The following is a 7468-nucleotide window of genomic DNA, read 5'->3' as shown; positions in this document are numbered from 1 at the left end:
GACGAGGTGCCGGTGTAGCCGGGCGACACCGCAATGGCGCCGTAGGTGCCGGTGGCCGTGGGGTAGTAGAGCCGCCCGCCGCCGAAACCGCTGACGAGGCTGGATACCGAGGTGCTGCGGATGGCGAAGGGGCCGTTGCGTTCCAGGGCTGCCGCCGTGGGGTCGGGCCCCTTCTGGAACTGGGCGTGGGCGGTGCCGGCCGCGCACAGGAGCGCCGCGGCGGCGCAGGCGGCCAGCGCGAAGGCCTGGATCTTCGATGTTGTCATTTGAGTCTCCGAAAGGTTTGTGTGATGGAAGAACACGGGCCTTGCGGCAACGGGATCCGTCCTCCTTTGGCTCCCATTGATTTGCACGGCCGTGCAGTTTTATAATTGCATGGCCGTTCAGATTGATACGCCGGGTTTTCCCTCGATCAGGGAAGGTCCCGAGTGCCGCAGGTGTCAACCGGGCTTGGTGTTTTCCCTGGGCGGCCGCGCTGCTGGCTTGCTTGCGTGCGGCGCTTGCGGGAGGCACCATGCCCACAACTCTGGGACGAACCCATGCTGAATCGACGCACGCTGCCCTGGCTGCTGGCGGCCCTGGTGATCCTGGGTCTGGCGGTGAGCCTGAACCGGTGGCTGTCACCGGTGGATTCGCCTGCCGGATCGGCCATGCCTGGGCACAGCGTCGAGGCACGCCCCGGGCCCACGGCCCTGGCGCAAGCCGAGGGCGCCCCCGGCATGAAACAGCCCATCGACCTCATGGGCCTGACGGTGGATGCCGCCCGCCTGTTCGAGATCGGCTACGCAGGCGGCCTGTCCATCGACGGCCGCACCCGCGAGACCCTGGAGATCCTGCTGTCCAACCTGCCGCAGGAGCCCAGCGCCGAAGACCTCGAGCGTCTGGAGTGGACGCTGCGCGACGGCCTGCCGGCGGCCGATGCGCAGAAGGCCATTGCCCTCGTCCATGGCTACCGCGCTTACCTGAAGGACATGCGCAGCGAGTACCTGCGCCTGGGCATTCCCACCAACCGCGACGAGGCGCAGGCCTTCTTTGCGCAGATGGAGGCCGTGCAACGCCGCCACTTCGGCGCCGACACGGCCGAGGCCGTGTTCGGCGACGAACTGCGTCACGGCCGTCTCGTGATGGAGGCAAGTTTCGTGGCGCAGGATGACTCGCTCAGCCCGCCGGAGCGCCAGGAGCGGCTGCGGGCCCTGCGGGCCCAGCTGCCCCCCGAACTCCAGGACTCCATCCCCGAGGAGGCGGCTGCTGCGGCCAGCGCGCCCTGATCGGAGCGAGGGGCATGACCGCTGGGCCGTGCAGGCGGCCGCGACTGGGCTTACAGTCGGGCCGCCTGACTGGAGTTCCCCATGCCCCTGACCGTCGACTACTACTTCGCGCCGCAGTCTCCCTACGTCTATCTCGGCCACCTGCGTTTCTGGGACATCGCACGCCGCCATGGGGCGACGATCCGGGTGCGCCCGGTGGATCTGGGCGGCAAGGTGTTTCCCGTCTCGGGCGGCCTGCCGCTGAAGCAGCGGGCGCCTCAGCGCCAGGCCTACCGCCTGCTGGAGCTCAAGCGCTTCGGCGAGTACCTGAACATGCCCATCCACCCCGAGCCGGCCTATTTCCCCGTGGCGGGCGATGACGCGGCCAAGCTCATCGTGGCGGTGGACCAGAAGGACGGCACGGATGCGGCCATGCACCTCGTCACCGCGATCACGCGCGCCGTGTGGGCCGAGCAGCGCAACATCGCCGACGAGGCCGTGCTGGCCGAGCTGCTGCGCGAATGCGAACTGCCGGCCTCGCGCATCGAGGATGCCCACAGCCAGGCCGCCCACGAGCGCTACGAAGCCAACACCCAGGAAGCGATTGCTGCCGGGGTGTTCGGTGCGCCCAGCTACGTCATCGAGGGCGAGATCTTCTGGGGGCAGGACCGGCTCGATTTCGTCGACCGGCGCCTGGCCAAGGGCTGACCGGGGCGGCGGCCCTCGCCGTCAATCCACCTTCGCGCCGGAGGCCTTGACCACGGCGGCCCACTTCCTGATCTCGCTGTCGATCAGGCGGGCGAACTCGGCCGGCGTGTTGCCGCTGGGGATGGCTCCTTGCGACTGCAGCCTTTCCTTGATGGCCGGATTGGCCAGCGCCTTGGCGGTTTCCTGCTGCACACGGTTGATGATGTCGGCAGGAGTGCCGGCGGGGGCCAGCAGCCCGAACCATGAACTCGCTTCATAGCCCTTCACGGGGCCGGCCTCGGCGATGGTGGGCACGTCGGGCAGGGCGTCGGAGCGCGAGGCGCTCGTGACGGCCAGGGCCTTGAGCTTGCCCGCGCGGATGTGCGGCATCGACGAGGGCAGGTTGTCGAACATCAGGTCCATCTGCCCCCCGAGCAGGTCGGTCACGGCCGGCGCCGAGCCCCGGTAGGGGAAGTGGACCATGAAGGTGCCGGTCATCGTCTTGAACAGCTCACCCGAGAGGTGGATGGAGGTGCCGTTGCCGCTGGAGGCCATGTTGAGCTTGCCGGGGTTGGCCCTGGCAAAGCGGATCAGGTCGGGAACGGAGTCGATTCGGTACTCGGCCGCCTTGGCCGGATTCATCACCAGCACATTGGGCACACCGGCCACCAGAGTGACCGGGGCGAAATCCTTCACCGGGTCGTAGGGCATCTTGCTGTAGAGCGACACGTTGATGCCGTGGGTGCCCACCGTGCCCATCAGGAAGGTGTAGCCGTCGGCGGGTGCGCGGGCCACCTCGGCCGCGCCCACATTGCCCCCCGCGCCAGGCTTGTTGTCGATGATGAACTGCTGCCCGAAGGCGCGGCTGAGCTCCGGCGCCAGCGCGCGCGCCAGGATGTCGGTGGTGCCGCCCGGCGCAAAGGGCACGACGATGCGCACGGGCTTGGTTGGCCACGCTGCCTGCGCCCAGGCGGCAGGGGCCAGCGCCAGGGTCAGTCCAGCCAGGACGAGGTGACGGCGAGTGAGACGGTTCATGGCAACTCCATAGGCGATAGGCAATGGCTTGAGTGTGCGCAGCGCCACCGCGGGAGGGGATCGGGGCTATCCCCGGGTTGGACTGCAGGGCAGAAGAACCCCGCGACGCGGTGGGCGCATGGACGCTGTGCACAATGGGGTGATGCCGCGCACGGAGCTTGCTGTGCATCCCCCTCTCAACCGTCTCATTCCGCCGGGCCGTTTCCTCATGACGCCCACCCTGTACCCGCTGGTGCAGGGGGCCCACCTCACGCCCCTGGCGCCCGATGCGCCGGCCTGCGTGGCCAAGCGGTCGGTGCTGGGGCACGACGCCGGCGAGGCGCTGCTCGTGCAACCGGGCTTCGAGGCGGCGCCGGCGCTGCACGCCCTGTGCGCCCAGGCCGCCCGGGAGCATCCGCAGGCCTGGTCGTGGGATGGGCAGGAAGCCCGGGCCGCCCGGCTCGGCTGGGCGGTGTCGGTGCAAGGGCGGCTGCGCGCCATGGAGGGCGCCGATGCGGCCACCGGCGAGGTGCTGGCGGCACTGCCCACCGAGTGGCGCCTGGCGGGGCTGCTGGCGCTGGCCTTCGAGGAAGACCTCGCTGTGCTCGACGGGACCAGTGGCTGTGTGCCCTGGATGGCGGTGTGCCTGCCGTCCTTCTGGGTGCCCCGCGAGAAGATCGGCCTGCACTTCACGGCCATCCACGCACCGGTGGCCGACAACACGCTGCTGATGCAGCAGGCGGCTCGCCGCATCGACCAGGTCACACAGGGCGCAGCGCATGAGCGTTTCGTGTGGACGCTCACGTCCCACGCCCTGCTGGACGCGCATCCGGTGAGGGCTGCGCGCCACCCCTGGCCCACGCATCTGTCGCCGCAGGCACTGATGCAGCGCACCTGGTTCCGTCATGAACGACAGACCTTCCTGCCCCTGCCCTCGTCACGGCAGGCCATGTTCACCATCCGCGTGCGGGTGCAGCCCCTGACCGAGGCCCTCCACACCTTGCCCGGCCTCGCCGAGCGCCTGCATCACGCCCTGGCCACCATGAGCGAGGCGGTGCTGGCGTATCGCGGGCTCACACCCGTGCGCGACATGCTGCTGGAGGGCCTGGCGTGGGCAGCGGGAATTCCTCACGATCCGGGCGAGAGCGTGGCGGGTGGGGGCCACAACCTAGGGTGAGCGCCTAGACAGGCTGCGCAAGGGCCCTCCTAGAATCCGGGGCGCTTTTCCCAGCCCTCCCCACGACCTTCGAGTGAGCCCTGTGCCGGAGCGTCCTGCGCTCGCCCCGTCTGCTGGCGCCTCACCGCGCTGGCCTGCTTCCGTCTATGCGGCTGCGGCTGCGGCCGGCGGGATCGCCGTGCTGGCCTTCGGGGGGCTCTTCCTGGGTGCCGGGACCTGGACCCGCTGGGCCGGGGCGGTCGGTGTGCTGGGAGTGGCCTCGATGCTCGTCACCCACGTGCGTGCGCTGCGGCATGCGCTGCGTGAGCACGAAGCGCGCGTGGATGAGCTGCGCGCATCGGAGGCCCTGCTCGCCGGGCTGTTCGAGGCCTGCCCCGACGTCATCACCGTCACCGACCCCGACACGGGGCGTTACGTGATGGCCAACCCCCGGTTCGAAGAGATCATCGGCTACCGGGTGGACGAAGTGGTGGGGCGCACGGTGCTGGAACTCGGCCTGCTGCCGGATCAGGCCGAACGCGAGCGGCTCCTGCGCGAGGTCCGGCGGGAGGGCCGCATCGTCAACTTCCCGATGCGCTACCGGGCCCGCGACGGGCGCTCCGTGTACACGGAGCTGTCGGGCACCTTCTTCACCGTGGGCGAACAGTCCTACCTGCTGGTGGTCTCGCACGACGTGACCGATCGCCAGCGCATCGAGGCCGAATACCGCGCCATCTTCGACAATGCTTCCGTGGGCATCGCGCTGGTGCGCCAGGGGCGGCTGCGCCAGGTCAACGAACGCTTCGAGCGCATGCTGGGGTGGGCGCCGGGCACCCTTGGCGGCCATCCGGTGCGTGACATCTGGCCCGATGATGGGGCCTTCCGATCTGCCCGTGAGGACGTGCGTGCGGCGATGGCCGAGACGCGCCCCCTGGATTTCGAATGGGAGATGCGCCGTCGCGACGGCAGCCCCTTCTGGGCGCGATCGCGAGCCACGGTGCTTGCCGCAGCGGCCGGTGTCAATGGTGAGGGCCCGGACACCATCTGGATCGTCGAGGACATCACCGAGGCGCGTCAGGCGGCCGCCGATCTGGCGGCGGCGAAGGACCAGGCCGAAGCGGCCAGCCACGCCAAGAGCGCCTTCCTGGCCAACATGAGCCACGAGATCCGCACGCCCCTTCACGGCGTGCTGGGCCTGGCCCAGCTGGCGGCTGTCCCCGACGTCGATCCGCGTCGCCGCGATGACTACCTCCAGCGGCTGGTGGAGAGCGCACGCGCCTTGTCGGCCGTCATCTCCGACGTGCTGGACCTGTCCAAGATCGAGGCGGGCCGGCTGACGCTCGAGGCCATCGAGTTCGACCCGCTGGAGGTGCTTCACTCCTTGCAGAACTCCTATGCCGAACTCGCGCGGGCCAAATCGCTGGGCTTCGATTTCGACGTGCCTGCAGGCCTGCCGCCGCTGGTGCGGGCGGATCCGGTACGGCTTCGCCAGATCCTCGGCAACTTCCTGAGCAACGCCCTGAAGTTCACCGACAGCGGGGGCATCGGGCTGCGCGTGCGGCCCGCAGGGCCTCAGCGCTGGCGCTTCGAGGTGAGCGACACCGGGCCCGGCATCGACGCGGCCTTGCAGGACAGCCTGTTCGAACCCTTCACCCAGGCGGACGACTCCACGACACGTCGTTACGGCGGCACCGGGCTGGGCCTGTCGATCTGTCGCCAGCTGGCCCGGCTGATGGGGGGCGAGGTGGGAGTGCGCAGCGAGGTCGGGCGGGGAAGCGTATTCTGGGCGGAACTGCCGATGCCCGAGATCCCGCCCCATACCGTGCCTCAAGCCTTGCCGGAGCCGGGCGAGGACGACCTGCGTGGCGCGCGGGTGCTGGTGGTGGAGGACAACCCGGTCAACATGATGATCGCCGTGAGCATGCTCGAGCGCTGGGGGGTCGAGGTGGTGCAGGCCCAGGATGGCCGCCAGGCGCTCGAAGCCGTGGCGCAGGCCGGTGGCCGCCTGGATGCAGTGCTCATGGACGTCCACATGCCCGACATGAGTGGCTACGAAGCCACCAGTCACATCCGCCGCCAGCCGGGCAACGCAAGGCTGCCCATCATCGCGCTCACCGCGGCCGCCATGGTGTCCGAGCAGCAGCGCGCCCGGGAGGCTGGCATGGATGATTTTCTGGCCAAGCCGATCGACCTGCGCAGCTTGCATGCCACGCTGCGCCGGTGGGTGCGCGTCGGCGCCTGACGGGGGTCAGCGGCGGCCGAACAGCTGCTGAAGCGCGGCGTCGATCACCAGCCCCAGCACGCTGTAGATCAGCGAACCGATGAGCGCGGCGGTGAAGCTGGGCACATTCAGCCCGGCCAGCATATAGCCCGCGAAGTAGAACATCAGCGCGTTGATCACGAAGAGGAAGAGCCCCAGCGTGACCAGCGTCACCGGCAGTGTCAGCACCACCAGGATGGGCCGCACCACCGCGTTGAGCAGACCCAGCACCAGCGCGGCGACCAGGGCCGCGCCAAAGCTGGCCACCTGCACGGCCGGGTAGAGATAGGCAACGAAAAGCAGGGCGGCGGCCAGGAGGCCCCAGCGAAGAAGGATCAGCAGCATGTGCCCAGCATAGCGCAGCCCCGGGCTCGCGCCCAGTGCCGACAGCGGGGCGCCTTCAGGCCTCGGCCAGCGCGATCAGGGTGCCCAGACCGAACACCATCAAGGCCGAGCGCCAGGCTGGACGGGCGGCCGGCTCGCGGGGTGCTTCCGTGGGCGCAGGGGCCTTCGGCCGGCGCGCATCGATCACCTGGTCGGCCTGCAGTTCGGCCACCACGTCCTCGATCGGCCCCTTGGCCAGCACGCATTCCGCCGTGAGTCCCTGGGCCTGCAGCCAGGGCTGCAATTCGTCGAAGAGCTTGCGCGCCCACTTGGTGCGCCAGTGTTCCCGCGCCCCGTGGGACACCCACTTCGAGACGCGGTGCGTCATGCGCGGCGCGCAGCCGATGAGCACCAGCTCGCCGGGAGCCACGCGCACCGGTGCGGGTTGGGCATCAAGCAAGGCCGTGAGGCGGGCGCGGGTGTGTGCAGCATCGTCGACCAGGATGACGGTCTTGTGCATGGAGGGCTCCTCGTTGGTCGGGCGGGCGCCAGGGCGCAGAGACGTAAGTGGAAGTCTGGCTTGCATTGAAGCCTATGGGAACAAAGCCCCGCGACTTGCTGGGTTTTGGGGCCAGCCGCGACAATCCCGACTGTCGAAGGGGGAGTAGCACACGGTTCCCCACCGTGGCGACGGCCCGTCAATACGGACGCTTCGAATGAAGCGCCCGGGCCCCGCAGGAAGCCAGCCCGCCAGGGCTGCGTCTTCACCCCGCAAGACCT

At 69.5% G+C, this 7468-nt stretch carries 8 protein-coding genes; 4 read left to right on the top strand and 4 right to left on the bottom strand.

Features of this window, described 5'->3' with window-relative positions:
* Positions 1-266: poly(ethylene terephthalate) hydrolase family protein (locus C1704_RS16710; protein WP_473206052.1), on the bottom strand; the 266-nt coding region annotated here is incomplete at its 3' end.
* A 273-nt stretch (positions 267-539) separates the two neighbouring features.
* Here C1704_RS16710 and C1704_RS16705 point away from each other — a divergent pair.
* Together C1704_RS16705 and C1704_RS16700 are read left to right on the top strand one after the other, a co-directional pair.
* The gene (locus C1704_RS16705; protein ID WP_104303875.1) at positions 540-1268 is read left to right on the top strand and encodes a lipase secretion chaperone; all 729 of its coding nucleotides are present in this window, start codon (positions 540-542) and stop codon (positions 1266-1268) included.
* Positions 1269-1349: 81 nt separating this feature from the next.
* Positions 1350-1955: a 2-hydroxychromene-2-carboxylate isomerase gene (locus C1704_RS16700; RefSeq protein ID WP_104303874.1), complete on the top strand. Its 606-nt coding sequence runs from the start codon at positions 1350-1352 to the stop codon at positions 1953-1955.
* Positions 1956-1976: 21 nt separating this feature from the next.
* On the opposite strand, the gene C1704_RS16695 is transcribed toward C1704_RS16700, so the two are convergent.
* Positions 1977-2969: a tripartite tricarboxylate transporter substrate binding protein gene (locus C1704_RS16695; RefSeq protein WP_104303873.1), complete on the bottom strand. Its 993-nt coding sequence runs from the start codon at positions 2967-2969 to the stop codon at positions 1977-1979.
* Positions 2970-3177: 208 nt separating this feature from the next.
* Here C1704_RS16695 and C1704_RS16690 point away from each other — a divergent pair, with 208 nt between their 5' ends.
* Both C1704_RS16690 and C1704_RS16685 read left to right on the top strand, forming a co-directional pair.
* On the top strand, positions 3178-4125 hold the full coding sequence (locus C1704_RS16690) for a heme-dependent oxidative N-demethylase subunit alpha family protein (protein WP_170064728.1): 948 nt from the start codon (positions 3178-3180) through the stop codon (positions 4123-4125).
* A 73-nt stretch (positions 4126-4198) separates the two neighbouring features.
* Entirely contained in the window at positions 4199-6346 is a 2148-nt protein-coding gene (locus C1704_RS16685; protein WP_146076105.1) for a PAS domain S-box protein, read from the top strand.
* 6 nt (positions 6347-6352) lie between these two features.
* Here C1704_RS16685 and C1704_RS16680 read toward each other — a convergent pair whose 3' ends face one another.
* Together C1704_RS16680 and C1704_RS16675 are read right to left on the bottom strand one after the other, a co-directional pair.
* A complete protein-coding gene (locus C1704_RS16680) occupies positions 6353-6709 on the bottom strand; it encodes a phage holin family protein (protein ID WP_211286956.1) in 357 nt (118 codons plus the stop codon).
* A 55-nt stretch (positions 6710-6764) separates the two neighbouring features.
* Positions 6765-7208, bottom strand: coding sequence for a hypothetical protein (locus C1704_RS16675; RefSeq protein ID WP_104303870.1), 444 nt, complete (start codon positions 7206-7208; stop codon positions 6765-6767).
* Between the last annotated feature and the right edge of the window lie 260 nt (positions 7209-7468).

Source organism: Caldimonas caldifontis (assembly GCF_002930615.1).
GTDB lineage: Bacteria > Pseudomonadota > Gammaproteobacteria > Burkholderiales > Burkholderiaceae_C > Caldimonas > Caldimonas caldifontis.
Note: the sequence above shows the minus strand (reverse complement) of the source record. Positions and strands in the feature narration are given on the sequence as shown.

Bases quoted from the DNA above. Each gene is read 5' to 3' on its own strand.
- C1704_RS16675 (WP_104303870.1), bottom strand. From the start codon at position 7,208: ATGCACAAGACCGTCATCCTGGTCGACGATGCTGCACACACCCGCGCC.
- C1704_RS16700 (WP_104303874.1), top strand. From the start codon at position 1,350: ATGCCCCTGACCGTCGACTACTACTTCGCGCCGCAGTCTCCCTACGTC.
- C1704_RS16690 (WP_170064728.1), top strand. From the start codon at position 3,178: ATGACGCCCACCCTGTACCCGCTGGTGCAGGGGGCCCACCTCACGCCC.
- C1704_RS16695 (WP_104303873.1), bottom strand. From the start codon at position 2,969: ATGAACCGTCTCACTCGCCGTCACCTCGTCCTGGCTGGACTGACCCTG.
- C1704_RS16680 (WP_211286956.1), bottom strand. From the start codon at position 6,709: ATGCTGCTGATCCTTCTTCGCTGGGGCCTCCTGGCCGCCGCCCTGCTT.
- C1704_RS16705 (WP_104303875.1), top strand. From the start codon at position 540: ATGCTGAATCGACGCACGCTGCCCTGGCTGCTGGCGGCCCTGGTGATC.